The 26,223-nt window shown below is 70.9% G+C and carries 19 protein-coding genes, 1 tRNA gene and 2 pseudogenes; 19 read left to right on the top strand and 3 right to left on the bottom strand.

What is annotated here, in order from left to right; genetic code table 11:
* The first annotated feature begins 72 nt into the window (after positions 1-72).
* The 3 genes from OG390_RS19880 to OG390_RS19870 all read left to right on the top strand — a co-directional run bounded on the left by OG390_RS19880 (position 73) and on the right by OG390_RS19870 (position 5,072).
* Positions 73-2,610: a HelD family protein gene (locus OG390_RS19880; RefSeq protein ID WP_406169702.1), complete on the top strand. Its 2,538-nt coding sequence runs from the start codon at positions 73-75 to the stop codon at positions 2,608-2,610.
* 395 nt (positions 2,611-3,005) lie between these two features.
* Positions 3,006-4,439 (top strand): NAD-dependent malic enzyme, encoded by a 1,434-nt coding sequence (locus OG390_RS19875; protein ID WP_406169700.1) that lies wholly within the window; start codon positions 3,006-3,008, stop codon positions 4,437-4,439.
* Positions 4,440-4,790: 351 nt separating this feature from the next.
* A complete protein-coding gene (locus OG390_RS19870) occupies positions 4,791-5,072 on the top strand; it encodes an HU family DNA-binding protein (RefSeq protein WP_148008648.1) in 282 nt (93 codons plus the stop codon).
* A gap of 113 nt (positions 5,073-5,185) precedes the next feature.
* On the opposite strand, the gene murA is transcribed toward OG390_RS19870, so the two are convergent.
* Entirely contained in the window at positions 5,186-6,526 is a 1,341-nt protein-coding gene (murA, locus tag OG390_RS19865; RefSeq protein ID WP_406169698.1) for a UDP-N-acetylglucosamine 1-carboxyvinyltransferase, read from the bottom strand.
* A gap of 280 nt (positions 6,527-6,806) precedes the next feature.
* Here murA and OG390_RS19860 point away from each other — a divergent pair, with 280 nt between their 5' ends.
* The 10 genes from OG390_RS19860 to OG390_RS19815 all read left to right on the top strand — a co-directional run bounded on the left by OG390_RS19860 (position 6,807) and on the right by OG390_RS19815 (position 19,008).
* Positions 6,807-7,379 carry a YqgE/AlgH family protein gene (locus tag OG390_RS19860; RefSeq protein ID WP_406169697.1) on the top strand — a complete coding sequence of 191 codons (573 nt, stop codon included), beginning with the start codon at positions 6,807-6,809 and terminating at the stop codon, positions 7,377-7,379.
* A 29-nt stretch (positions 7,380-7,408) separates the two neighbouring features.
* Complete coding sequence (locus tag OG390_RS19855) at positions 7,409-7,714, top strand: DUF3039 domain-containing protein (protein ID WP_362017694.1); 306 nt, start codon at positions 7,409-7,411, stop codon at positions 7,712-7,714.
* 753 nt (positions 7,715-8,467) lie between these two features.
* On the top strand, positions 8,468-9,313 hold the full coding sequence (locus OG390_RS19850; RefSeq protein ID WP_406177751.1) for a carbohydrate ABC transporter permease: 846 nt from the start codon (positions 8,468-8,470) through the stop codon (positions 9,311-9,313).
* Positions 9,314-9,331: 18 nt separating this feature from the next.
* Positions 9,332-10,978 (top strand): beta-N-acetylhexosaminidase, encoded by a 1,647-nt coding sequence (locus OG390_RS19845; RefSeq protein ID WP_406169695.1) that lies wholly within the window; start codon positions 9,332-9,334, stop codon positions 10,976-10,978.
* A 280-nt stretch (positions 10,979-11,258) separates the two neighbouring features.
* Positions 11,259-12,152 (top strand): FAD binding domain-containing protein, encoded by an 894-nt coding sequence (locus OG390_RS19840; protein WP_406169693.1) that lies wholly within the window; start codon positions 11,259-11,261, stop codon positions 12,150-12,152.
* Positions 12,149-13,681, top strand: coding sequence for a 2Fe-2S iron-sulfur cluster-binding protein (locus OG390_RS19835; RefSeq protein ID WP_406169691.1), 1,533 nt, complete (start codon positions 12,149-12,151; stop codon positions 13,679-13,681). Before OG390_RS19840 ends, OG390_RS19835 begins: the two co-directional genes overlap by 4 nt.
* Positions 13,678-15,984 (top strand): xanthine dehydrogenase family protein molybdopterin-binding subunit, encoded by a 2,307-nt coding sequence (locus OG390_RS19830; protein WP_406169689.1) that lies wholly within the window; start codon positions 13,678-13,680, stop codon positions 15,982-15,984. Before OG390_RS19835 ends, OG390_RS19830 begins: the two co-directional genes overlap by 4 nt.
* Positions 15,981-16,109, top strand: a complete 129-nt coding sequence (locus tag OG390_RS19825) for a hypothetical protein (protein WP_406169688.1) — start codon at positions 15,981-15,983, stop codon at positions 16,107-16,109. Before OG390_RS19830 ends, OG390_RS19825 begins: the two co-directional genes overlap by 4 nt.
* Positions 16,110-16,460: 351 nt before the next feature.
* A complete protein-coding gene (locus tag OG390_RS19820) occupies positions 16,461-17,618 on the top strand; it encodes an SUKH-4 family immunity protein (protein ID WP_406169687.1) in 1,158 nt (385 codons plus the stop codon).
* 352 nt (positions 17,619-17,970) lie between these two features.
* The gene (locus OG390_RS19815) at positions 17,971-19,008 is read left to right on the top strand and encodes a chitinase (protein WP_406169685.1); all 1,038 of its coding nucleotides are present in this window, start codon (positions 17,971-17,973) and stop codon (positions 19,006-19,008) included.
* Positions 19,009-19,302: 294 nt separating this feature from the next.
* Here OG390_RS19815 and OG390_RS19810 read toward each other — a convergent pair.
* Positions 19,303-19,403 (bottom strand) — tRNA-OTHER (locus OG390_RS19810).
* Between the two features lie 267 nt (positions 19,404-19,670).
* Here OG390_RS19810 and OG390_RS19805 point away from each other — a divergent pair.
* The 6 genes and pseudogenes from OG390_RS19805 to OG390_RS19780 form a co-directional block, all read left to right on the top strand.
* A pseudogene (locus OG390_RS19805) lies at positions 19,671-20,042 on the top strand (MFS transporter); the annotation flags it as partial.
* Positions 20,023-20,241 (top strand): annotated as a pseudogene (locus OG390_RS19800) (type II toxin-antitoxin system death-on-curing family toxin); the annotation flags it as partial. The pseudogenes OG390_RS19805 and OG390_RS19800, both read left to right, overlap by 20 nt.
* Positions 20,242-20,357: 116 nt before the next feature.
* Positions 20,358-22,211 (top strand): DEAD/DEAH box helicase, encoded by a 1,854-nt coding sequence (locus OG390_RS19795; protein ID WP_399080670.1) that lies wholly within the window; start codon positions 20,358-20,360, stop codon positions 22,209-22,211.
* Positions 22,212-22,689: 478 nt separating this feature from the next.
* Positions 22,690-23,331: an IclR family transcriptional regulator gene (locus tag OG390_RS19790; RefSeq protein WP_189184748.1), complete on the top strand. Its 642-nt coding sequence runs from the start codon at positions 22,690-22,692 to the stop codon at positions 23,329-23,331.
* 639 nt (positions 23,332-23,970) lie between these two features.
* A complete protein-coding gene (menC, locus tag OG390_RS19785) occupies positions 23,971-25,197 on the top strand; it encodes an o-succinylbenzoate synthase (protein WP_406177750.1) in 1,227 nt (408 codons plus the stop codon).
* Positions 25,198-25,253: 56 nt separating this feature from the next.
* On the top strand, positions 25,254-26,039 hold the full coding sequence (locus OG390_RS19780) for a S16 family serine protease (RefSeq protein ID WP_406169683.1): 786 nt from the start codon (positions 25,254-25,256) through the stop codon (positions 26,037-26,039).
* On the opposite strand, the gene OG390_RS19775 is transcribed toward OG390_RS19780, so the two are convergent.
* Entirely contained in the window at positions 26,036-26,221 is a 186-nt protein-coding gene (locus OG390_RS19775) for a hypothetical protein (protein WP_406177749.1), read from the bottom strand. The two genes, OG390_RS19780 and OG390_RS19775, sit on opposite strands and share 4 nt — an antisense overlap.
* Between the last annotated feature and the right edge of the window lie 2 nt (positions 26,222-26,223).

The following is a 26,223-nucleotide window of genomic DNA, read 5'->3' as shown; positions in this document are numbered from 1 at the left end:
AGCGCACGCGTAGATTACGGGCCCCCCTTCGCGTACGGTTGACGGCTGCCCAGCACGTCAGAAGGGGGCCCGGTGGCCGCTCAGGCTCAGCAGGAAACCGCGCTCGGCTCGGTCCGTGAATCCGTCGAGGTCGATTCCGTCAAGGACGACTCCGTACGGGACCGGGAGCTCAGCGTCGAACAGGAACATCTGGACCGGGTGTACCGGCGCCTCGAGGAGAAGATCCACGAGGCGGAGTTCCTGATGAACGACGCCGCCAAGCGCGGTCAGGTCGGTACGCCGGGGGCGCTCGCGGAGCGTGACGCCCAGGTGTTCCGCGCGGGAATTCACCTCAACCGCCTCAACAACGAGTTCGAGGACTTCCTCTTCGGCCGCATCGACCTGCTCCTGGGGAAGGACGGCAAGAAGGGCCCGGACGGCGCGTACACGGCGGTGGAACCGGCCGAGGGCGCCGTCCGCGAGGACAACAGCGCCGACATCGCCGAGACGCTCCGCATCGGCCGGATCGGCGTCCTCGACGCGGACTACGCGCCGCTGGTCATCGACTGGCGGGCGCCCGCCGCGGCCCCCTTCTACCGCTCGACGCCGGTCGACCCGGGCCGTGTCGTACGCCGTCGGGTCATCCGCTCCAAGGGGCGCAGGGTCCTCGGTGTCGAGGACGACCTGATGCGCCCGGAGCTGAAGGCCTCCCTGAACGGCCGTGAACTCCCGGTAATCGGCGACGGCGCGCTGATGGCCGCGCTCGGGCAGGCCCGCAGTCACACCATGCGCGACATCGTGGCGTCGATCCAGGCCGAGCAGGACCTGGTGATCCGGGCGCCCGCAGCGTCCGTGACGTACGTGGAGGGCGGCCCGGGCACGGGCAAGACGGCGGTGGCCCTGCACCGGGCGGCGTACCTGCTCTACCAGGACCGTCGCCGCTACGCGGGCGGCATCCTGATCGTCTCCCCGACCCCGCTGCTGGTCGCCTACACCGAGGGCGTCCTCCCCTCCCTCGGCGAGGAGGGCCAGGTCGCCATCCGTGCGATCGGCTCGCTCGTCGACGGCACGGAGGCCACTTTGTACGACTCCCCGGCCGTGGCCCGCGCCAAGGGCTCGTACCGGATGTTGAAGGTCCTTCGGAAGGCGGCGCGCGGGGTGCTGGAGGGGCCCGCGGGCGCCACCGGGCGTTCCGCCAGGGGCACGGACACCGTCCACGGCAGGACCGACGCGGCCGGAGCCCCGGGGAACGGCGGCGTGGACGCGCCGGGCAGCGGTGTGCGGGCCGGCGACCGCGGCCCCCACGCCGAGCAGCTCGCCTTCGGGGAGGAGGCCGGGGCCGCCGGGCAGGGCGGCCCGGAGGGTGGGGCCCCCGTCGGCTCGCCCACCCGCCTTCGTGTCGTCGCCTTCGGGCGGCGGCTGGAGCTGGAAGCGGCCGAGCTGGACCGGATCAAGCGCAACGCGCTCGGCGGGACCGCGCCCGTCAACCTGCTGCGCCCGCGCGCCCGCAGGCTGCTGCTCGACGCGCTGTGGGCGCGGTCGGGCGCCGGGACGCGGCACACGGACCCGGAGCTGGCCGCCGAGCTGAGGTCGTCGTTCGACGAGGACATCACGTCCGAGGACGGCTTCATCGAGTTCCTGGACGCGTGGTGGCCGGAGCTGACCCCGCGCGGCGTGCTGGCCGCCATGGCAGACGAGCGGCGGCTGGGACGCTGGGCGCGGCGGATCCTCAACCCCGGCGAGATCCGCCGGGTGGCGCGCTCGCTCAAGCGGGACGGCTTGTCCGTTCATGACGTGGCCATCCTTGACGAGCTCCAGTCGATCCTCGGCATGCCGGCCCGGCCCAGGAAGAGGCGCGATCTCGATCCCCTGGACCAGCTCACCGGACTCGAGGAGCTCATGCCCGGGCGGGAGGAGTCGCAGCGCGAGCGCGCCGAGCGGCTGTCGCAGGAGCGGACCGAGTACGCGCACGTCATCGTCGACGAGGCGCAGGACCTCACGCCCATGCAGTGGAGGATGGTCGGGCGGCGGGGCCGGCACGCCACCTGGACGGTGGTCGGCGACCCGGCGCAGTCCTCCTGGTCCGACCCCGACGAGGCCGCCGAGGCCCGCGACGAGGCCCTCGGGACCCGTCCCCGGCGCCGCTTCACCCTGACGGTCAACTATCGCAACCCCGCCGAGATCGCCGAGCTGGCCGCCAAGGTCCTCGCCCTCGCCATGCCCGGCTCCGAGTCCCCGTCAGCCGTACGGTCGACCGGGGTCGAGCCTCGTTTTGTGACAACGAGCCATGGACACTCACTCGCGCAGGCGGTGCGCGCCGAGGCGGCTCGCCTCCTCGACCGGGTGGACGGCACCGTGGGTGTCGTCGTCGCCATGAACCGGCGCGAGGAGGCCGCACGCTGGCTCGCCGGGCTCGGCGACCGCGTGGTGGCGCTCGGCAGCCTGGAGGCCAAGGGGCTGGAGTACGACGCGACGGTGGTCGTCTCGCCCGCGGAGATCGCCGACGAGTCGCCGGCGGGGCTGCGCGTGCTGTACGTGGCTCTCACACGGGCTACGCAGCAGCTGACCGTTGTCTCCGATGAGCGGGACCAAGCCGATGCGAACGGGGTGCCTGATCTGCTCCGGGACTGATATGAGGGTCTTTGTCCCGGCCACCCACCCGTCCGGCCCCAGGGGAAAGAACTCTCGGGACGGGAATTGCCTTACGGGGATCGTTTGTTACCGTTGACGTGACACCGGCCCGATCCAAGCCCCCGGGCCCAACCTTCGTCGCTACGAGCGACCACTTGCCGCGAGGCGAGCATGGCGGGTCGGTGTCATTGAACGTCGAAGAGGCCCACGTCACCCCGTGACGTGGGCCTCTTTTGTCGCGCTCCCACTTCTCGTATGGTGGAAGATGTTTTCCGAAAGTTTCCGCCGCTCACGAACAAAACGTTCGCAATCCGGGGCGGCTACCGCGTACTCGACGGTAGGTGCGACGATCGGACGGCATACCAGCAACACGGTGAAAGCAGAGGAAGTCGGCCATGGCAACGGCGCCCAGCGTCTCCTACTCGATTACGGTCCGGCTGGAGGTGCCCGCAAGCGGAACCGCGGTCTCCCAGATCACCACGGCCGTAGAGTCCCACGGAGGCTCGGTGACCGGCCTCGACGTGACCGCTTCCGGCCACGAGAAGCTCCGGATCGACGTCACCATCGCCGCGACCTCCACGGCGCACGCCGACGAGATCGTCCAGCAGCTGCGCGGCATCGAGGGTGTCACGCTCGGCAAGGTCTCCGACCGTACGTTCCTCATGCACCTCGGCGGCAAGATCGAGATGCAGTCCAAGCACCCGATCCGCAACCGTGACGACCTCTCCATGATCTACACCCCGGGTGTGGCCCGGGTGTGCATGGCGATCGCCGAGAACCCCGAGGACGCCCGCCGTCTGACCATCAAGCGCAACTCCGTTGCGGTCGTGACGGACGGCTCGGCCGTGCTGGGTCTCGGAAACATCGGTCCCAAGGCCGCACTCCCCGTCATGGAGGGCAAGGCGGCCCTCTTCAAGCGCTTCGCCGGCATCGACGCCTGGCCGCTGTGCCTGGACACCCAGGACACCGACGCGATCGTCGAGATCGTGAAGGCGATCGCCCCCGGCTTCGCGGGCATCAACCTGGAGGACATCTCCGCGCCGCGCTGCTTCGAGATCGAGGCGCGCCTGCGTGAAGCCCTCGACATCCCGGTCTTCCACGACGACCAGCACGGCACCGCGATCGTCGTACTGGCCGCCCTGACCAACGCACTTCGCGTGGCCGGGAAGGCGATCGGCGACATTCGTGTCGTCATGTCCGGCGCGGGCGCGGCCGGTACGGCCATCCTCAAGCTGCTCCTCGCCGCGGGCGTCAAGAACGCTGTCGTCGCCGACATCCACGGCGTCGTGCACGCCGACCGCGGCGACCTGGTGGACGCCACCCCGGACTCGGCACTGCGCTGGATCGCCGACAACACCAACCCCGAGGGCCTCACCGGCACGTTGAAGGAGGCCGTGCGCGGCGCCGACGTCTTCATCGGCGTCTCGGCTCCGAACGTGCTCGACGGCGACGACGTGGCCGCCATGGCCGACGACGCCATCGTGTTCGCGCTCGCGAACCCCGACCCCGAGGTCGACCCGGCAATCGCCCGCCAGACGGCGGCAGTTGTCGCCACCGGCCGCTCCGACTTCCCCAACCAGATCAACAACGTCCTGGTCTTCCCCGGCGTATTCCGTGGCCTCCTGGACGCCCAGTCGCGTACCGTCAACACGGAGATGATGCTGGCCGCCGCGACCGCCCTCGCGGACGTGGTGACCGAGGACGAGCTCAACCCGAACTACATCATCCCGAGCGTCTTCAACGACAAGGTCGCGGGCGCGGTCGCCGGAGCGGTGCGCAACGCCGCGCGGGCGGCGGGGGTGACGGAAGCGGACAACGGGACCGCGTGAGCGCGGCCGTGCTGCGGCTGTGACGGGTGCCACGACCGCCCCGGACCCGGCGCGTCGCGGAACGCGGGGCCTGTGGCCGCCTTTAGGGTGGCGGCCAGGCTCAGCCCTGCCCAGGCCTCTCCAGGGCCTTTTCGTGTGACTCCCAAGGGTGTTCGTGTGACTCCCAGGGGTGCCGGATTGGCTTTCCCGCCGCAGGTGGGGGCAGGATGCGTCTTCGGGCGCGAGGGTCTGGCTACGGACCCGGGTCCGGGGACCGACCGAGGACCCTGGCAGCATCGACTCCGCTGTGCCCAATATGCGGCTCCGCCGCGTGGCACGCCTCAACGGCAAGAAGAACACGGGAGTAACAACATGAACCGCAGTGAGCTGGTGGCCGCGCTGGCCGACCGCGCCGAGGTGACCCGCAAGGACGCCGACGCCGTTCTGGCCGCGTTCGCCGAGACCGTCGGCGAGATCGTCTCCAAGGGCGACGAGAAGGTCACCATCCCCGGCTTCCTGACCTTCGAGCGCACCCACCGTGCCGCTCGCACCGCGCGCAACCCACAGACCGGCGACCCGATCCAGATCCCGGCCGGCTACAGCGTGAAGGTCTCCGCGGGCTCCAAGCTCAAGGAAGCCGCCAAGGGCAAGTAAGCCCGCCCGTACGTTCCTGTAAGCCAAAGGGACGCGTACGAGGCGCCAGTAACGCCAATGGGGCGGCCCCCTTCACCGGGGCCGCCCCATCGTCGTACGTACGACTGCCGCTGTTACCCGAGTGCCTTGCCCGGCAGCTCCACCTTCGCGCCCAGCTCCACCAACTTCTCCATGAAGTTCTCGTAGCCGCGGTTGATGAGGTCGATGCCGTGGACCCGGGAGGTGCCCTGGGCCGCGAGGGCGGCGATGAGGTACGAGAAGCCGCCGCGGAGGTCGGGGATGACCAGGTCGGCGCCCTGGAGCTTCGTCGGGCCCGAAACGACGGCCGAGTGCAGGAAGTTGCGCTGGCCGAAGCGGCAGTCCGAGCCGCCGAGGCACTCGCGGTAGAGCTGGATGTGCGCGCCCATCTGGTTGAGCGCGGAGGTGAAGCCGAGGCGCGACTCGTACACCGTCTCGTGGACGATCGAGAGGCCGGTCGCCTGCGTGAGGGCGACGACGAGCGGCTGCTGCCAGTCGGTCTGGAAGCCGGGATGGACGTCCGTCTCCAGGGCGATCGACTTCAGCTGGCCGCCCGGGTGCCAGAAGCGGATGCCCTCGTCGTCGATCTCGAAGGCGCCGCCCACCTTGCGGTAGGTGTTCAGGAACGTCATCATCGAGCGCTGCTGGGCGCCCCGGATGTAGATGTTGCCTTCGGTCGCCAGCGCCGCGGAAGCCCAGGACGCGGCCTCCAGGCGGTCCGGGAGGGCCGCGTGGGTGTAACCGCCGAGGCTGTCCACACCCGTGATGCGGATCGTCCGGTCGGTGTCCATGGCGATGATCGCGCCCATCTTCTGCAGGACGCAGATGAGGTCCTCGATCTCGGGCTCCACGGCGGCGTTGGCGAGCTCGGTGACGCCCTCGGCCAGAACAGCCGTCAGCAGCACCTGCTCGGTGGCGCCGACGGACGGGTAGGGCAGCCGGATCTTCGTGCCGCGCAGCCGCTGCGGGGCCTCCAGGTACTGGCCGTCCGCCCGCTTCTCGATCTTCGCGCCGAACTGCCGCAGCACCTCGAAGTGGAAGTCGATCGGCCGCCCGCCGATGTCGCAGCCACCGAGCCCCGGGATGAACGCGTGCCCCAAACGGTGCAACAGCGGGCCACAGAACAGAATCGGGATGCGCGACGAACCGGCGTGGGCATCGATGTCGGCGACGTTCGCGCTCTCGACGTGCGACGGGTCGAGCACCAGCTCACCCGGCTCCTCACCCGGACGGACCGTCACACCGTGCAGCTGCAGCAGACCGCGTACGACACGCACGTCGCGGATGTCGGGGACATTGCGCAGTCGGCTCGGCTCGCTGCCCAGCAGGGCGGCGACCATGGCCTTGGGTACGAGATTCTTCGCACCGCGGACACGGATCTCGCCCTCGAGCGGGGTTCCGCCGTGGACAAGCAGGACATCGTCATTGACGGTCATGTATCTCGCGTTCCGGTGAGTTGGGCAGGTGTAAGTCGTCGGCAAGCCGGTTTGCGGGAGCCGATGAGCAAGGGTAATAGCCGCCTACCCCGGTTGAGTAAGCCCAAGTACCACCCAGCTGCGTCATAGCTTCGCCACAACACGAACCGTTTCGAATCGGGCACACGGGGTCACCGGTTCGGGTGTGCGCGGGGGTCGCTTCTCTGCGCCCTGAGCTGCATTCACTCCCGTACCGGCATTGGCTCCCCACACGAAGGGAAGATGCGGGATCATGTCTGGCATGACCGAGGTGTCCTCGCTCACAGGGCGGCTGCTCGTGGCCACGCCCGCCCTGGCGGACCCGAACTTCGATCGCGCGGTGGTGCTGCTCCTCGACCACGACGAGGAGGGCTCCTTGGGCGTCGTCCTCAACCGGCCCACACCGGTGGACGTCGGCGACATCCTGGAGGCCTGGGCGGACCTGGCCGGCGATCCCGGCGTCGTCTTCCAGGGCGGCCCGGTGTCGCTGGACTCGGCGCTGGGCGTCGCGGTCATCCCGGGCGGCGCGTCCAGCGAACGCGCGCCCCTCGGCTGGCGGCGCGTGCACGGTGCGATCGGCCTCGTCGACCTGGAGGCCCCGCCCGAGCTCCTCGCCTCGGCCCTCGGCTCACTGAGAATCTTCGCCGGGTACGCCGGCTGGGGCCCGGGCCAGCTGGAGGACGAACTGGTCGAGGGCGCCTGGTACGTCGTCGAGTCCGAACCCGGCGACGTCTCCTCCCCGTCACCCGAACGGCTCTGGCGCGAGGTGCTGCGCCGCCAGCGCAGCGAGCTGGCGATGGTGGCGACGTATCCGGACGACCCGTCGCTCAACTGATGCGCGCGGGCTTCAGTACCCTTGCACCCATGAGCACTCTTGAGCCTGAGACCCAGCCCCAGCGAGGCACGGGGACGGGGACCCTCGTAGAGCCGACGCCGCAGGTGTCGCACGGTGACGGGGACCACGAGCGCTTCGCCCACTACGTCCAGAAGGACAAGATCATGGCGAGCGCCCTCGACGGCACGCCCGTCGTGGCCCTCTGCGGCAAGGTGTGGGTCCCGGGCCGTGACCCGAAGAAGTACCCCGTGTGCCCCATGTGCAAGGAGATCTACGAGTCCATGGGCGCCGGCGGCGACAAGGGCAAGGACGGCAAGGGCGGCGACAAGAAGTAACGCCGCCGGATCCTTCGGCGCAGTACGCCGCGTAGACCAGTAAGGCCGCGACGTCCCTGGTGAGGGGCGCCGCGGTCTTGCCGTGCGTGGGGGTGGGCGTGGAGTTGTTGCTGCGGGCGCGGGAGCTTGCTCGGGAGCGGAAGTTCCGAGCGAGCCGGGCGCTCGTGGAGCGGGCGGAGCCGGAGAGCGCGGAGGAATTGAGCCTCGCGGCGTCGGTGCTCCTCCAACTCCGGGATCCGGAGGCGGCATTGCCGTTGGCGGAGCGGGCGGTGCGGCTGGCGCCGGACGACTGGCGGGGGTGGGTCGCGGTCGCCGACGCGGACTGGCTGCTGGGGCGGTGGGACGCGGCCGTGGCCGCGGCGCGTGCCGCGGTCCGGCTGGCGCCGGACGAGGCGGCGCCGCACCGGGCTCTGGGGGCCGCCCTGAACAAGGTGGGCGGCTACGGCGCCGAGGCCCGACAGGAGCTGAAACGGGCGAAGGAGCTCGGGGGCGGCCGGAAGGCGCTGCAGCAACCGTGGCGGCCGAGCCCGTGGGTGTGGGCGGTGCTGGCGGTGTTCCTGGTGTCCAGCGGTCTGACCCTGGTGGGGGACTGGCCGGAGGGACTGGATACCGGCTTCCAGACAGTGCGCGCCGCGTCGCTCATGGCGATGACGCTCTGCCTGAGAGGCACCCGAAGAGCCGGTCTCGGCTGGCAGGCGCGGTTCGCCGAGAATTGCTGCGCAGGCAGGGGGAGGAACTGTGAGCTTCCCGACGGTGAACTTCCTGCGGGGTGTCGTACGAAGTCCATGGCGGCTGGCTGCCGAGGCGTCCGCGCTGCTGATCGCGGCCGTCGTCGCCTTCCCCCTCTACTGGATGGTGCTCAGCGCCTTCAAACCGGCCGGAGAGGTCGGGTCGACCGAGCCCCGCCCGTGGACGCTTTCGCCCTCCCTGGATTCCTTCCGGCGCGTCTTCGGACAGCAGGAATTCAGCCGGTACTTCCTCAACAGCCTTGTCGTGGCAGGCTCCGTGGTCGTCGTCTCGGCGCTCGTCGCGTTTCTCGCGGCGACGGCCGTGACGCGATTCCGCTTCCGTTTCCGGACCACCCTGCTGATCATGTTCCTGGTCGCGCAGATGGTGCCCGTCGAGGCCCTGACGATCCCCCTGTTCTTCCTCATGCGGGACTTCGGTCAGCTGAACACGCTGGGCTCGCTGATCCTGCCGCACATCGCCTTCTCGCTGCCCTTCGCGATCTGGATGCTGCGGGGTTTCGTAAAGGCCGTACCGGACGCGCTGGAGGAGGCCGCGTACATCGACGGGGCGAGCCGGGCGCGATTCGTCTGGCAGATTCTGTTCCCCCTGGTCTTCCCGGGCCTTGTGGCCACGAGCGTGTTTTCCTTCATCTCGGCCTGGAACGACTTCCTGTTCGCCAAGTCCTTCATCATCAGCGACACCTCGCAGTCCACCCTGCCGATGGCTCTTCTCGTCTTCTACAAGCCGGACGAGCCCGACTGGGGCGGGGTGATGGCGGCCTCCACCGTGATGACGATTCCGGTGCTGATCTTCTTCGTACTCGTACAGCGACGACTGGTCTCCGGCCTCGGCGGAGCGGTAAAGGACTAGCGGTAAAGGACTGATGGCATGACGGACGTGCAGCTGATTCCGGCGCCCCGGGAGCTCGACTGGTCACCGCCCGCCCCGGGGTACCAGAGCCTGGACGCGGAGACGACGATCGAGGCGCGGCCCGGTACCGGGAGCGTGGCGCGCTGGCTGCGCTCCACGCTGGGCGCGGCCACCGGGTTTCCGCTCGCCGACGGCCGGGACACCGACAACCGCATCGTCCTCGCCATCGATCCGGAGCTCGCCCCCGAGGGCTATCGCCTGGTCGTCGACGGGGCCGCGCGCACCATCGAGGGAGGCAGCGCCGCCGGGGTCTTCTGGGGCGCCCAGACCTTCCGGCAGCTGCTCGGCCCCGACGCGTACAGGCGGGCTCCGGTGCGGCCGGGACGCAACTGGGAACTTCCGATGGTGACCATCGAGGACGCGCCCCGATTCCGCTGGCGCGGCCTGATGCTCGACGTCTCCCGTCACTTCGTGCCCAAGGACGGAGTCCTCCGCCATCTCGACCTCCTGGCCGCGCACAAACTCAACGTCTTCCACTTCCACCTCACCGACGACCAGGGATGGCGTGTCCAGATCAAGCGCTACCCGAAGCTGACAGAGGTCGGATCCTGGCGGGCGCGCACGAAATTCGGCCATCGCGCCTCGCCCCTGTGGGAGGAGAAGCCGCACGGGGGCTTCTACACGCAGGACGACATCCGCGAGATCGTCGCGTACGCCGCCGAGCGGCATATCAGCGTCGTCCCCGAAATCGACATCCCGGGCCACTCGCAGGCCGCCATCGCCGCGTATCCGGAACTGGGCAACACCGACGTCATCGACACGACCTCCTTGACCGTCTGGGACAACTGGGGCGTCTCCAAAAACGTACTCGCCCCCACTGACAACACCCTGCGCTTCTATGAGGGGGTGTTCGAGGAACTCCTGGAGCTCTTCCCGGCGGATGCCGCGCCGTTCTCGGGGTTCGTCCACATCGGCGGCGACGAGTGCGCGAAGGACCAGTGGAAGCAGTCGCCGACGGCTCAGGCGCGCATCGAGGAACTCGGGCTCGCGGACGAGGACGAGTTGCAGTCCTGGTTCATCCGGCACTTCGACAACTGGCTCTCCGCGCACGGGCGTCGGCTGATCGGCTGGGACGAGATCCTGGAGGGCGGGCTCGCGGACGGCGCGGCCGTGTCCTCGTGGCGTGGCTACCAGGGCGGCATCACGGCCGCCCGCGCGGGCCACGACGTCGTCATGTGCCCCGAGCAGCAGGTGTATTTGGACCATCGTCAACACGCCGGCGAGGACGAACCGGTCCCCATCGGCTACGTCCGCACCCTGGAGGACGTCTACCGCTTCGAGCCGGTGCCGCCGCAGCTCACCGCGGCGGAGGCACGGCATGTGCTGGGTACTCAGGCCAACGTGTGGACCGAGGTGATGGAGGACCACGCGCGCGTGGACTACCAGACATACCCCCGGCTCGCGGCCTTCGCGGAGGTCGCCTGGAGCGCCCTGCCCGCCCCCGCCGAACGGGACTTCGCGGACTTCGAGCGCCGGATGACCGCCCACTACGCGCGACTTGACGCCCTGGGAGTGGCCTATCGGCCGTCCGCGGGACCGCTGCCGTGGCAGAAGCGACCCGGTGTGCTCGGACGCCCGCTCGAGGGGGCGCCCCCAAACGTGTGAGGTGACTCCCAACCGGTGTGTCCCGTCGTGTTCACCCTGCCACGGTGGCCTCACAAGGCAAAAGGCGCCCAAGGGTCACCGAAGAGTATCAATTGACGCTCACCGGTGATGTTGTGCGAAAACGGACCATCTCCCTGGTGAGAGGGGCGAATGCCTCCTAGCGGACCCCCGCGTCGAGGGTCGGGGAAGATGTGCCAGAGTTGCCACGTCCGCCCTGTCAGCACGTACCGTACGGCAGCACAGGTGGGACCAGGTGGGGCAGCGGGAAGGGGCAGCCGGTTTGACCACGCACGCACCGCAGGCGGCGCAGGCCGTGACGCTGCCCGCCTCGCTGGACGAGGCAGTGGCGGCGCTGGCCGCCATGCCCGCCGCCGTTCCGGTGGCCGGCGGCACCGACCTCATGGCCGCCGTCAACTCCGGACAGCTGCGGCCCGCCGCGCTCGTCGGCCTCGGCCGGATCAGCGAGATCCGCGGCTGGCAGTACCAGGACGGCCACGCGCTGCTCGGCGCCGGCCTCACCCACGCCCGCATGGGGCGCCCCGACTTCGCGGCCCTCATCCCGGCGCTGGCCGCCGCCGCGCGCGCCGCCGGACCGCCGCAGATCCGCAACGCGGGCACCCTGGGCGGCAACATCGCCTCGGCCGCCCCTACGGGGGACGCGCTGCCCGTGCTGGCCGCCCTGGAAGCCACGTTGATCATCGCGGGCCAGGGCGGAGCCCGCCGCGAGATCCCTGTCTCGCACCTGCTCGCGGGCGTGGAGATGCTCCGCGGCGGCGAACTCATCGGCTACGTGCGCGTGCCGCTGCTGCATGCGCCGCAGGTCTTCCTGAAGGCGACCGGACGCACCGGGCCCGGGCGCGCGATCGCGTCCGTGGCGCTCGTCCTCGACCCCGCTCGGCGCGGAGTGCGGTGCGCCGTCGGAGCCATAGCGCCGATGCCGCTGCGGCCACTGGACGCCGAGGCGTGGGTCGCCCAGCTGATCGACTGGGACGGGGAGCGGGCGCTCGTGCCCGAGGCGCTGAGCGCCTTCGGGGAGTACGTCGCCGCGGCCTGCATCCCTGACCCCGTCCCGGCCGAGGACGGCTCCGTGCAACCGCTTCCGCCCGCCGTACTGCACCTGCGGCGCACCGTCGCCGCGCTGGCCCGACGAGCACTGGGGAGGGCGCTGTCGTGACCGACGACCAGCACGGAGAGGGCACTCCGCAGAGCGGCGGCCGGTGGGATCCGCTGCCCCAGGGCGACTACGACGACAGCGCGACCGCCTTCGTCCAGCTCCCCGAAGGCGGTATCGACGCCCTCCTCGCGGACCGGGACAGCCCGCTCGCGGCGCCCGGGCACGGTTACGTGCCCCCGCAGATCACGATCGCGCCCACGACGCCCGGTGCGACGGACCCGGCAGCCACCGGCACCTGGGCGGTGCCCGCCGAGGCCGTCCAGTGGCCGGATCCGAACGCCGGGCCCCGAGTGGGCGAGCCTCAGCAGGGCGTGAACGACCGGTTCTCGTACCACCCGGGAGCCACCGGGCAGTGGGACTTCGGCCAGGCGGCCGCACAAGAAGCCGCCACCGATGGGCATTCCGAGCACTCGGCACCTTCCGGACACTCGGCACACTCCGGGCATGATGTGACCGGGCAGTGGTCGATTCCGGTCGCCGGTGGTGATCTTCCGGACGAATCGGGCGAGTTCACCACGTCGGCGCTCGTCGAGCAGTGGGGCGGGACGCCACCCGCCACGCTTCCCGGCGGCGCGGCCGCTCCCTGGGCCACGGAGGCCATCGGACAGGCGTGGTCCGCCGAGCCGGAGAAAACGACCGCTGAGGCTCCCGCGGAGCCTCCGGCGCAGTCGCATACGAAATCGCCCACACAGGCCGCCCAACAGGCCGCCGAGCCCGTTCACGGGGCTCCCGAGCCGGCCGCCGGGCCCGATCCGGTGGCCGGCGATCCGGCGCAGACAGCCGAACCGGACCCGGCACCGGAGGACCGGGAAGCCTCGGAGACTGCCGAGAGCGCCGTCGCCGAGGAGGCGCGGGACGCGGACACCCTCGCCGCGCCCCCGCACGACGAGCACCCCCTCGCCTCGTACGTCCTGCGCGTCAACGGCGCCGACCGTCCCGTGACCGATGCCTGGATCGGCGAGTCGCTGCTCTATGTGCTCCGCGAGCGGCTCGGCCTCGCGGGCGCCAAGGACGGCTGCTCGCAGGGCGAGTGCGGAGCGTGCAACGTGCAGGTCGACGGGCGGCTCGTGGCGTCCTGCCTGGTGCCCGCCGTCACCGCCGCAGGCAGCGAGGTGCGCACCGTCGAGGGCCTGGCCGCCGACGGGCAGCCCTCCGACGTGCAGCGGGCGCTCGCCAAGTGCGGCGCCGTGCAGTGCGGTTTCTGCGTACCGGGCATGGCGATGACCGTGCACGACCTGCTCGAGGGCAACCCCGCGCCGACCGAACTGGAGACCCGCCAGGCGCTGTGCGGCAATCTGTGCCGCTGCTCCGGCTACCGCGGGGTGCTGGACGCCGTGCGCGAGGTCGTCGCCGAACGCGAGGCGCAGTCCGCGGCCGACGCCGCGCCGGACGCCGACGAGGCACGCATCCCGCACCAGGCAGGCCCGGGCGCGGGCGGCGTCCACCCGTCGGCGTACGAGGACACTGCTCCGTACGATCCCCGAGCGCCGCATGAGCAGCCGTACGGCCAGGACGGAGGCCAGGCGTGAGCAACGAAGCCGCGACGGCGACACCGGCGGCACCCGAGACCGGCCCCGAGCCCGTGCCGCACGGACTCGGCGTCTCGCTGCCCGCCGCCGACGCCCGCTCCAAGACGGAGGGCACCTTCCCGTACGCGGCCGACCTGTGGGCCGAGGGCCTGCTGTGGGCCGCGGTGCTCAGGTCGCCCCATCCGCACGCGCGCATCGTGTCCATCGACACCCGCCACGCGCGCGAGATGCCCGGTGTACGGGAGGTCATCACCCACGAGGACGTGCCCGGCAGCGCGCTGCACGGGCGCGGCAGGGCCGACCGCCCGGTGTTCGCCTCCGAGGTCGTACGCCACCACGGGGAGCCCATCGCGGCCGTCGCCGCCGACCACCCGGACACCGCGCGCATGGCCGCGGCCGCCGTCATCGTCGAGTACGAGGTACTCGACGCGGTGACCGACCCGGAGCAGGCCTTCGAAGCCGAACCCCTGCACCCCGACGGCAACCTGATCCGGCACATCCCGCTGCGCCACGGCGACCCGGCCGCGGCCGGCGAGATCGTCGTCGAGGGCCAGTACCGCATCGGCCGACAGGACCCTGCCCCCATCGGCGCCGAGGCCGGCCTCGCCGTGCCCCGCCCCGACGGTGGGGTCGAGCTCTACGTCGCCTCCACCGACCCGCACGCCGACCGTGACACGGCCGCCGCCTGCTACGGCCTGGAACCCGAGCGGGTGAAGGTCGTCGTCACCGGCGTCCCCGGCGCCACCGCCGACCGCGAGGACCAGGGCTTCCAGCTCCCGCTGGGCCTGCTGGCCCTGAAGACCGGCTGCCCGGTGAAGCTCACCGCCACCCGCGAGGAGTCCTTCCTGGGTCACGCCCACCGGCACCCCACCTTGCTGCGCTACCGCCACCACGCGGACGCCGAGGGCAAGTTGGTGAAGGTCGAGGCACAGATCCTGCTCGACGCGGGCGCCTACGCGGACACCTCCGCCGAGTCGCTGGCCGCCGCCGTGTCCTTCGCCTGCGGCCCGTACGTCGTCCCGAACGCCTTCATCGAGGGCTGGGCCGTCCGCACCAACAACCCGCCCTCCGGCCACGTACGCGGCGAGGGCGCCATGCAGGTGTGCGCCGCCTACGAGGCGCAGATGGACAAGCTGGCGAAGAGGCTCGGCATCGACCCGGCGGAACTGCGCCTGCGCAACGCGATGGCCACGGGGGATGTGCTGCCGACGGGTCAGACGGTGACGTGCCCGGCTCCGGTCGCCGAACTCCTGCAAGCCGTAAGGGACTTCCCGCTTCCCGCCCTGCCCAAGGACACGCCCGAGGACGAGTGGCTGCTCCCCGGGGGCCCCGAGGGTGCGGGCGAACCCGGTGCCGTACGCCGTGGTGTGGGCTACGGCGTCGGCATGGTCCACATGCTCGGCGCCGAGGGCGCGGACGAGGTCTCGACAGCCACGGTGAAGGTCCACGACGGCGTCGCCACGGTGCTCTGCGCGGCCGTCGAGACCGGCCAGGGCTTCACCACGCTGGCCCGGCAGATCGTCCAGGAGACGCTCGGCATCGACGAGGTGCACGTGGCGCCGGTCGACACCGACCAGCCGCCGGCGGGCGGGAGTTGCCGCGGCCGCCACACGTGGGTGTCGGGCGGCGCGGTGGAACGGGCCGCGAAGATGGTCCGCACACAATTGCTCCAGCCCCTGGCGCACAAGTTCGGCATGTCCACGGAACTGCTGCAGATCACGGACGGCAAGATCACGTCGTACGACGGTGTGCTGTCGACGACCGTCACCGAGGCGATGGACGGCAAGGAGTTGTGGGCCACCGCGCAGTGCCGCCCGCATCCGACGGAACCCCTGGATGCCGCCGGGCAGGGCGACGCCTTCGTGGGCCTGGCCTTCTGCGCGATCCGCGCGGTGGTGGACGTCGACATCGAGCTGGGCTCGGTCCGTGTCGTGGAACTCGCCCTCGCCCAGGACGTGGGCCGGATCCTCAACCCCGCGCAGCTCACCGCCCGGATCGAGGCGGGCGTCACCCAGGGCGTGGGCGCCGCGCTGACGGAGAACCTCCGTACGGCGCGCGGCCTGGTCCGCCACCCCGACCTCACCGGGTACGCCCTTCCCACCGCGCTGGACGCCCCCGACATCCGCATCGTCAAGCTGGTCGAGGAACGCGACGTGGTCGCCCCCTTCGGCGCGAAGGCGGTCAGTGCGGTGCCGGTCGTGACGTCCCCGGCGGCGGTCGCGTCCGCCGTCCGAGCGGCGACGGGACGCCCGGTCAACCGCCTCCCCATCCGCCCCCAGGCTGCGGTGGTGACGCCGTCATGAGCGTTCCCGAACCCGAGCCGCCGCGCTATGAACCGCCGCCCGGCGTCGGGAAGCTGATGCTCTGGGTGCTGCTGTTCGTGTCGGCGGCCGTGGTGGTCGTCGTGGGTGGCGTGTACCTCAGCTGAAGGTTCGGCGGGTGGGCCGTTTCTGCGCCCCTGAAGGGGCGCGGGGAACTGCGCGACCAGCCCCCACCGTCCCGCGGTCAAAAGTCAACCCAGGGGGCCTGGGGGCGCAGCCCCCAGGACGGGAATGGGTAGGGGCGGCGGGGGCGAAAAACATCGGCCGGCCGAGGGCGGTCCGGGCCAGGGCCCGGAGGTTCCGGGGCGTATGTTTCCCCGGTGTGGGCGGACCGTTCCTGCGTGTTTCTGGCGTTGTCAGTGGTGCGGCGTATGGTTCTGGTCAGTGGGGAACTGCCGTTGGGCGGCCGGGTGTTCCCACCTGGGGGAAGCACGATGCGTTCACATGCGCGGGGAGCCATGAGTACGACTGACACCGATGTCGGCGGCGCGGTCACGCTGACCGACGACGAGCTGGATCCGTATGTCACGCACGCGGCGACGCGCCGGTGGCTGACGGGTGCAGGACTGCCCTCCGACGGCACGCTGCTGGGGTTCGGCACACTGCGGGAGCACGGGCTGCGAAGGCTCGCGGACCTGGCCGGCGACGCGGAGAAGCTCGCCGAGGAGCTGAGGGACCAGCTCGTCATAGGGGCGCTGCGCAGCCTCGACAGGGACCTGGAGTTGATCGTGCTGGACGGGACGACGGGGGAGGTCTCCACGACGTACGTCCACCGGAACCCGGCCCTGATGGACCTGTCACCCCTCGCCCCCTCCCTGGAGGCGCTGCTGCGCTTCGCCGCCGCGACGGAGGAACTGACCGCGCCCCGAGGTCGGTTCGGCCCGAAGGCGGTCACGGAGACGTCGGACCGTCTGACCGCCGTCTTCGAGTCGGGCGCGGGTGGCGAGGTGCCGCCGTACTGGCGGATGGCCGCCCTGATCCGCCCGCTGGCCCGGATCGCCGGGCCAGGCGACGGACTCGTCCTGGACCTGCCGAAGCGGCTGCTGGACGAGGAGTTCGGCGCGGGCGAGATCATGCGCTTCGAAGAGGTCGACTTCCCGTCCGCGCTCGCGCACGAACCCACACGCCGGTTCCTGCGGGAGACGGGCCTGCCCGAGGACGGGCTCCTCTTCCAGCTGGACACGGAGGTGCCGCTGCCGGCGCTCAGCGAGTACTACGCGGACGAGCGCCCCGGCGACTTCACCGCCGACGAACTCCCCGCCGCCGCGGACCGTCTGATACGCCTCGGCCATCTGCTCGAGGACACGAGCCTCGTCGTGGACGGCACCACGGGCGCGGTCCTCGCATGGAGCGAACCGGACCTCACCCTCCGCCCCCTCAACGCCGACATCTCCACCCTCGCCTTCACCCTCTGGCTGCTCCACCGTGAGAAGACGATCGACGCGGCCCACGACCTGACCGACTCCTACGAACAACTCGCCGCCACGATGGCCCAGGCCCTCGCCACGGTCGACCCCGTCGCCTGCGATCCGACCCCGTCCCTCCCCGGCGACGACGGCCGGCGCTACTGGCCCGAGATTTTCGAGGACCAGGCGGGCGGAACGCTGTACGCGTAGGCGGACGCCGCACACCAGCGACCTCGTGCCACGGCCGACCGTGCACGAGGTCGTCAGTCGACCAGGCCGGGCTGGAGATCCCCGCCTGTGCGGTCGGGCCCGCGCATCAGGGTCGAGCGTGACACCCCACCTCTCGCACCAACTCGGGTCAGTTAACTGTAAAGAACCTTGACAGATGATTGGTCTAGTCCAACGATAGTCGTCGTTCGCCCCCGGTCAGGGGGAGTTCGCCGGCGCTCACCGATCCGGCGTACGTCTCTCGGTTCTGTCTTTCCGCTGTCCCCGCCTGCTCTTCTTCGCTATGGGAGCGTCAATGAGACGACCTGGTCCTCTTCGTGCGTTGCTGTCCTGTATGACCGTCACCACCCTGTCGGCCGGGCTGGTTGCCCTTGGGGGAGGTGGCGCGCTCGCCGCGCAATCGGCACCCTCGTACACCGGGAAGCCCATGCCCGCACACGTTGCGGCGCCGTACTTCGAGGCATGGACCGGCGAAAGCCCGGCCACGCTCGCCGCCGAGTCGGGCAACAAGTACCTCACGATGGCCTTCCTCCAGACCGCCGAGGCGGGCTCGTGCACCGCCTACTGGAACGGTGAGTCCACCCAGCCGATCTCCAAGGCGACCTTCGGCGGTGACATCGCCAAGATCCAGGCCCGCGGCGGCAACGTCATCCCGTCCTTCGGCGGCTACAGCGCCGACACCACCGGCACCGAACTGGCCGACAGCTGCACCAGCGTCGACTCCATCGCCAAGGTGTACGAGAGCCTCGTCACGACCTACGGCGTCACCCGGATCGACCTCGACATCGAGGCCGACTCCATCAACAACACCGCTGGGATCGACCGCCGCAACAAAGCCATCGCGAAGGTCCGGCGCTGGGCCGAACGCACCGGCCACCGCGTGCAGTTCTCCTACACCCTCCCCACGACCACCACCGGCCTCGCGCCCAGTGGCGTCGCGCTGCTGCAGAACGCCGTCGACAACGGCGCGCGCGTGGACGTCGTCAACATCATGACGTTCGACTACTGGGACGGCGCCACCCACGACATGGCGGCCGACACCGAGACGGCCGCCTCCGGTCTGCACGACCAACTGGCGGCCCTCTACCCGAAGAAGAACCCGGCGAAGCTGTGGCACATGATCGGCGTCACCGAGATGCCCGGCATCGACGACTACGGACCCGAGGAGACCTTCACCACGCAGGACGCCCTCACGGTGGAGAAATGGGCCGTCGCCAAGGGCATCAACACGCTCTCCTTCTGGGCACTCCAGCGGGACAACGGCGGCTGCGTAGGCACCGCCGGCGCCAACTCCTGCTCCGGGATCACCCAGGACGCCTGGCAATTCAGCCACACCTTCGAGCCGTTCACGCGCGGCGTCGGCGTCAGCTAGTCGACCCGCCCGGCGATCTCAAGGGCGTACCGCCCGCGCCGTAGGGGCGGGCGGCGCGGCGGCGTCACCTTGCCCGGCACCGCGGAGCAACCGACGTCGCAGCACACCCGCCCGACGGTGACCCGGCCCGACACTCACCGGCCCTCGCCCACCCCCCTCGCAGTCGCCCCGCGAACAACCTCTCCCACGAGCGGTCCACGGCCGCCGCATACCGCGATTCTTCGACGTGGTCGAGGACGAGGGGGCGGCACCCCTTCCGGGGTGCCGCCCTCTTGCTTTTCCTGATCAAGGCGCTGGAGGCCGTGGCGGGAATCGAACCCGCGTAACTCCCCGCGGGCGGAGCCCGCTGATGGATTCTGCGCAGGCGAGTTCCTGAACCACTCGGGCACACGGCCGAACACATTGGCCGTCACTCAGGCGGACGGCCAAGGTCAGGTGCGGCACGGCTCACTCGTTCCGAACCTGATGAGAAGACCGTAGGCGGCGGCACGGGCGGGGCTCAAGGGAGGGGCTGGCGCTGCAACGGGACTGCCATACGCCGTTCATGAACCGCAGGGGGCCCGGGGCCCGGTGGGTCGTGGCTGGTCGTACGACCAAAGGCCCAGTCGATCACCGTCTCCGGACAGGGGCGAATGCCAGTTGTGCCCCTTACGCTGACCGTCATGGCTGCCCTGGAAACGAGTGATGTCGCGACGGCACCGTCGGAGGTGGAAGGCGGTGTGCTGAGCCGCCGGTACCGGGCGCTCAGTGTCGGGATCGTCTCCGTCGTGCTGGTGATCGCCTTCGAGGCGACCGCCGTGGGGACGGCGATGCCCGTGGCGGCGCGGGAGCTCGACGGGGTGTCGCTGTACGCGTTCGCGTTCTCGGGCTACTTCACGACGAGCCTGTTCGGGATGGTGCTCGCCGGGCAATGGTCGGACCGGGACGGGCCGCTGGCCTCGCTGACCGCGGGGATCGGTGCGTTCGCGGCGGGGCTGCTGCTGTCCGGGACGGCGGCGTCCATGTGGGTGTTCCGAGCAGGCGGCCGCGCTGTTGCACGCCATCGCCACGAATCACCCCCTCGTCGACGGCAACAAGCGGACGGCCTGGCTCTCCGCGGCCACCTTCCTCGCCGTCAACGGCGTCGACCTCGTGTCCTGCGACCAGGACGCGGCGTACGACCTGGTCATCGATGTGGCCTCCGGTGAGGAGAGCGACATCGGGGCGATCGCGGACCGGCTGCGCGGTCTGTGAGGTGGATCCCATCCACGGCTGACCCGGCGTCGTCCGCGCGTTGACACATCCGGGTCGCCGGTAGGGTGGCCCGGTTGTCATACGTAGCCGAGCCGCCCAACCACCCCACGGAGACCGTGACTACCGCCCGCCCGTCGCCCGCCACCACCCTCAACGGAGGGCCCTCCGGGCCCGCCCCTACCTTCGCCACAGCGTCCTCCTCGCATCACCTCTCACCCGCCTTCCCCGGCCGTGCCCCCTGGGGCACCGCCAACAAGCTGCGTGCCTGGCAGCAGGGGGCGATGGAGAAGTACATCCAGGAGCAGCCGCGTGACTTCCTGGCCGTCGCCACGCCCGGCGCCGGTAAGACGACGTTCGCGCTGACGCTCGCGTCCTGGCTGTTGCACCACCATGTCGTGCAGCAGGTGACCGTGGTCGCCCCGACCGAGCATCTGAAGAAGCAGTGGGCGGAGGCGGCCGCACGGATAGGGATCAAGCTGGATCCCGAGTACAGCGCGGGGCCGCTCAGCAAGGAGTACCAGGGCGTCGCCGTGACGTACGCGGGTGTGGGCGTGCGGCCCATGCTGCATCGCAATCGGGTGGAGCAGCGCAAGACCCTCGTCATCCTCGACGAGATCCACCACGCCGGTGACTCCAAGTCCTGGGGCGAGGCCTGCCTCGAGGCCTTCGAGCCCGCCACCCGCCGGCTCGCGCTCACCGGTACGCCCTTCCGGTCCGACACCAACCCCATCCCCTTCGTGGCGTACGAGGAGGGGAACGACGGGATTCGGCGGTCCGCCGCCGATTACACGTACGGATACGGGTCCGCCCTCGGCGACGGTGTCGTGCGGCCCGTCATCTTCCTCTCCTACAGCGGCAACATGCGGTGGCGTACGAAGGCGGGGGACGAGATCGCGGCGCGGCTCGGCGAGCCGATGACCAAGGACGCCATCAGCCAGGCCTGGCGTACCGCGCTCGATCCGCGCGGCGAGTGGATGCCGAGTGTGCTGCGCGCTGCCGACCAGCGGCTGACCGAGGTGCGCAAGGGCATTCCGGACGCCGGTGCCCTCGTCATCGCCTCCGACCAGGACTCGGCGCGCGCGTACGCCAAGCTCATCCGCGAGATCACCGGTACGAAGGCGACCCTCGTCCTCTCCGACGACACGGGTGCCTCGAACCGCATCGACGAGTTCAGTCACAACGACGACCGGTGGATGGTCGCGGTGCGGATGGTGTCCGAGGGCGTGGACGTGCCGCGGCTCGCCGTCGGCGTGTATGCGACCACGATCTCGACCCCTCTCTTCTTCGCGCAGGCCGTCGGCCGCTTCGTGCGTTCCCGGCGGCGCGGGGAAACCGCGTCCGTCTTCCTCCCGACCGTCCCCGACCTCCTCGGCTTCGCCAACGAGATGGAGGTCGAGCGCGACCACGTCCTCGACAAGCCCAAGAAGGAGGGCGAGGAGGACCCGTACGCCGAATCCGAGAAGGAGATGGAGGAGGCGAACCGGGAGCAGGACGAGGACACCGGGGAGCAGGAGCAGTTCTCCTTCGAGGCGCTGGAGTCGGAAGCGGTCTTCGACCGGGTCCTCTACGACGGCGCCGAGTTCGGGATGCAGGCCCACCCGGGCAGTGAAGAGGAGCAGGACTACCTCGGGATTCCGGGGCTCCTCGAACCCGACCAGGTTCAGCTGCTGTTGCAGAAGCGGCAGGCCCGGCAGATCGCGCACAGCCGCAAGAAGCCGGACGAGGAGGCCGATCTCCTCGAACTCCCCGCCGAGCGGCGGCCCGTGGTCTCCCACAAGGAGATGCTGGAGCTCCGCAAGCAGCTCAACACCATGGTCGGCGCGTACGTCCATCAGAGCGGCAAACCGCACGGCGTGATCCACACCGAGCTGCGGCGCGTGTGCGGGGGGCCGCCGAGCGCGGAGGCGACGGCGGGGCAGCTGCGGCAGCGGATCGCCAAGGTGCAGGAGTGGGCCACCCGGATGCGGTGATGCCGGGCGCCATGCCTGAGCGGGTGGGTGGCCTCGGGGCGCGAGGCGTGTGGCTTTCCCGCGTTCGGTGCGGGTGCGTATGTCACGTACGGGCGGGTGTTCCGGCTGTACGGAGGTCCCGCCGTACAGCGCATGTTCCCTCCTCACAGGCGCGTGTTGTGCCGTGTGCGCTGTGTGCAAGGGTGGTGCACGCCGAGTGGTGTGTGCCGTGCGTAACGGGACAAAGAGTAAGAGCCCGTACCAGCCACTGCCCGGATTCTGGACGGAGACTTCCGCTGAGCGGACCGGCTCGCTACTGTCCCGCTACGCACACGCCCCGTGGCAGCGCCGCCGCGGAGCGCAGCCGTGAAGCGACTCACGCCCGGGAAGAACCCGGGTCGTCAGCCGACCGGCGGCCTCTGAAGCGCGTCGCCGACGGGACTCGGTGTCGCAACCGCCGCGAGGGGGCCGTCGACCTCACCACTAAGGAGTGGGCGTCGTGACCGCGGAGACCTCTCAGACGCTCGACCGGGGACTGCGCGTCCTCAAGCTGCTCGCCGACACGGATCACGGGCTGACCGTCACCGAGCTGTCGAACAAACTGGGTGTCAACCGGACCGTTGTGTACCGGTTGCTCGCCACGTTGGAGCAGCACGCTCTTGTACGCCGTGATCTGGGCGGCCGTGCCCGGGTCGGGCTCGGGGTGCTACGGCTGGGCCGCCAGGTGCATCCGTTGGTACGGGAGGCCGCGCTGCCCGCGTTGCGGTCGCTGGCCGAGGACATCGGCGCCACCGCTCATCTCACGCTGGTCGATGGGACCGAGGCGCTGGCCGTCGCGGTCGTGGAGCCGACGTGGACGGATTACCACGTCGCCTATCGCGCCGGGTTCCGGCATCCGCTGGACCGGGGGGCTGCGGGGCGGGCGATTCTCGCGGCTCGGCAGGCGCCGGTGGGGGAGCCGGGGTACACGCTGACGCATGGGGAGTTGGAGGCGGGAGCCAGCGGGGCTGCGGCGCCTCTGATCGGGGTGACGGGCGTCGAGGGCAGCGTCGGCGTCGTGATGCTCGCCGACTCTGTGCCCGAGCGGGTCGGGCCTCGCGTGGTGGACGCGGCCCGGGAGGTCGCGGACGCCTTGCGCTGACGTCGGCTCACTGGGTACCCGGCGTCGGGGCTGGGCTCGGAGGGTGGGGGCGGGGGTGGGTCGCGCAGCCCGGCGCTTACAGGGTGCCGCTTTCCTTGGGACGGGACGGGCGCGGCTTTCTTCGGGACGGGTGCCGCCGTGCTTCGGGACGGGTGCCGCCGTGCTTTGGGACGGGTGCCGCCGTGCTTTGGGACGGGTCCCGCCGTGCTTTGGGACGGGCGCGGCTTTCTTCGGGACGGGTGCCGCCGTGCTTCGGGACGGGTGCCGCCGTGCTTTGGGACGGGTCCCTCCCCAGCGGCACGTTTGCCCACAGGTGTGCAGGGCCGTGTTTCCGGTTGTCCCCTGACTTTGGCCGACCCGCCAAAGCGCCTCCTGTATCTCTGGCCGATAGGCCCACCGTCCGCCGCCCCGCCGTCCGCATCATCGGGGCACTGATGGCGGAACGGTGGAGGGAGTGGCCCGGTGGAGACAGTGCGTACGCGGGCGGATGTCGGGCAAGAGAGCGGGTGGGCGGCTCGGCTGACGCGGCGGCAAGGGGTCGGGGCGCTGGTTGCCGAGGCTGCCGGGAGTCCGCTGAAACGGACCATGGGGGTCGGGCAGCTCACGTTGCTCAGTGTGGGGGCCACGCTCGGGACCGGGATCGCCTCCCTCGACCTCACCACCGACGTCGTCACCCTCACCCGGGTCCTCGTCGACATCCCCTCCGAGAGCGGCGAGGAGGCCCGGCTCGCGGACGCCGTAGAGGCGGCCCTCACCGGGCTCGCGCACCTCACCGTCGAACGCGTCGGCAACTCGGTGGTCGCCCGCACGGACCTCGGCCACCCCGAACGGGTCGTGATCGCGGGCCACTTGGACACCGTCCCCGCCGCCGGGAACCTGCCCTCCCGCCTGGACGGCGACCTGCTGTACGGCCTCGGCGCCTGCGACATGAAGTGCGGCGTCGCGGTCGCCCTGCGGCTGGCGGCCACCGTCCCCGCGCCGGCCGCGCGCGACATCACGTACGTCTTCTACGAGTGCGAGGAGGTCGAGGGCGACCGCAACGGGCTCGGCAGGATCGCCGCCGAGCGGCCGGATCTCCTCGAGGCCGACTTCGCGATCCTCATGGAGCCCTCCGACGCCGGGGTCGAGGCCGGCTGCCAGGGCGTGCTCATGGCCGACATCACGGTGCGGGGCGAGCGTGCGCACGACGTCGAGCGCTATCTCGCCGAGGGGTACGTCCGCATCAAGCTGAAGATCGAACCCGGCTGGGACCTGGAGCCCGTACGGGCGGTGCGCGAGCGCTTCGGGGACGGGCTGCCGCTCCAGGTGGACGCGAACACGGCGTACTCGCTCGCGGACGCCGAGCAGCTGCGCCGGCTCGACGCGTTCGGTCTGCTGCTCATCGAGGAACCGCTGGAGGAGAACAACCTGCACGCGCACGCGCAGCTCCAGAAGCGCATCGCCACCCCTGTCTGCCTCGACGAGTCGCTGCACAGTGCCCGCGACACCGCGTCCGCGATCGCGATGGACGCCTGCCGGGTCGTGAACGTGAAGCCCGCCCGGGTCGGCGGCTATCTGGAGGCCCGCCGCATCCACGACGTCGCGCACGCGCACGGGCTGCCGGTGTGGTGCGGCGGCATGCTGGAGACGGGTATCGGCCGAGCACCGAACCTGGCGCTGGCGGCCCTGCCCGGCTTCACCCTCCCCGGTGACACCTCCGCCTCCAGCCGCTACTTCGCCGAGGACATCACCGAGCCGTTCGTCCTCGAGGACGGCCATCTGCCGGTCCCGCGTACGCCCGGCATCGGCATCGAACCGCTCCCGGAGGCGCTGCGCCGCTTCACCACCGCACGGCGGGACCTGCACGGGGGGCGAGCCCAGCGGTGATGTGGGATTGATCCCGCCGGGGGAGCCGCGCCGAGCGGTGACGTTAGATTGATCCTGTGCTCTCTCGCCTCACACGTCCCAAGGCCGTCGCCCTCTGCGCCCTCCCCGTCGTGGCTCTGCTCGCCACGGCGGTGTTCGCGCCGCTGCCGTTCTCCCTGGCGCAGCCCGGCATGACGGCGAACGTCCTCGGCGAGAACAAGGGCGACCCGGTGATCACGATCAGCGGGGCGCCCGCGCGAGACACCAGCGGGCAGCTGCGGATGACGACGATCGAGGCGACGGGCCCGGACGCGAGCGTCTCGCTCAGTGATGTGCTCGACGCCTGGTTCGCCACAGACCGGGCCGTGATGCCGCGCGACTCGGTCTACCCGAGCGGGAACAGCGTCAAGGAGATCGAGCAGCACAACGCCGAGCAGATGAAGGAGTCCCAGGACACGGCGACCGAGGCGGCGCTCTCGTACCTCCGCGAGAAGGACGTCAAGGTCACCCTCAAGCTCGCCGACGTCGGCGGCCCCAGCGCCGGACTGCTCTTCTCGCTCGGCATCGTCGACAAACTGGACGGCGACGGCAGCGGCGGCGACCTCACGGGGGGCCGCACCATCGCGGGTACGGGGACGATCGACGCCGACGGCAAGGTCGGCGCGGTCGGGGGCGTCGCCCTCAAGACGCAGGCCGCCCGCCGCGACGGCGCGACGGTCTTCCTGGTCCCGAAGGCGGAGTGCTCGGACGCGAAGGCGGAGCTTCCCAAGGGGCTGCGGCTGATTCCGGTGACCACCCTGAAGGGCGCGGTGGACTCCCTGGTCTCCCTGGAGAAGGGGAAGGGCTCGGTGCCGAACTGTTAGGCGGCGACCGCCGGTTTCGGGGCGGCGGCGAGGCGGAGGCCGACCTCTACGAGGGTCCAGCCGAGGCGGGTGCGCAGTTCGCCCGGCTGCCTGGCTTCGGCCGCCAGCCGGTGGGCGTCGGCCTGGGCGCGGAGCTCGGCGGCGCGGGTGTGGTGCAGGGCGAGGTGCGTGTCGGGGTGCAGCA

The organism is Streptomyces sp. NBC_00996 (assembly GCF_045162675.1).
In the GTDB taxonomy this organism is placed as follows: Bacteria; Actinomycetota; Actinomycetes; order Streptomycetales; family Streptomycetaceae; genus Streptomyces.
Note: the sequence above shows the minus strand (reverse complement) of the source record. Positions and strands in the feature narration are given on the sequence as shown.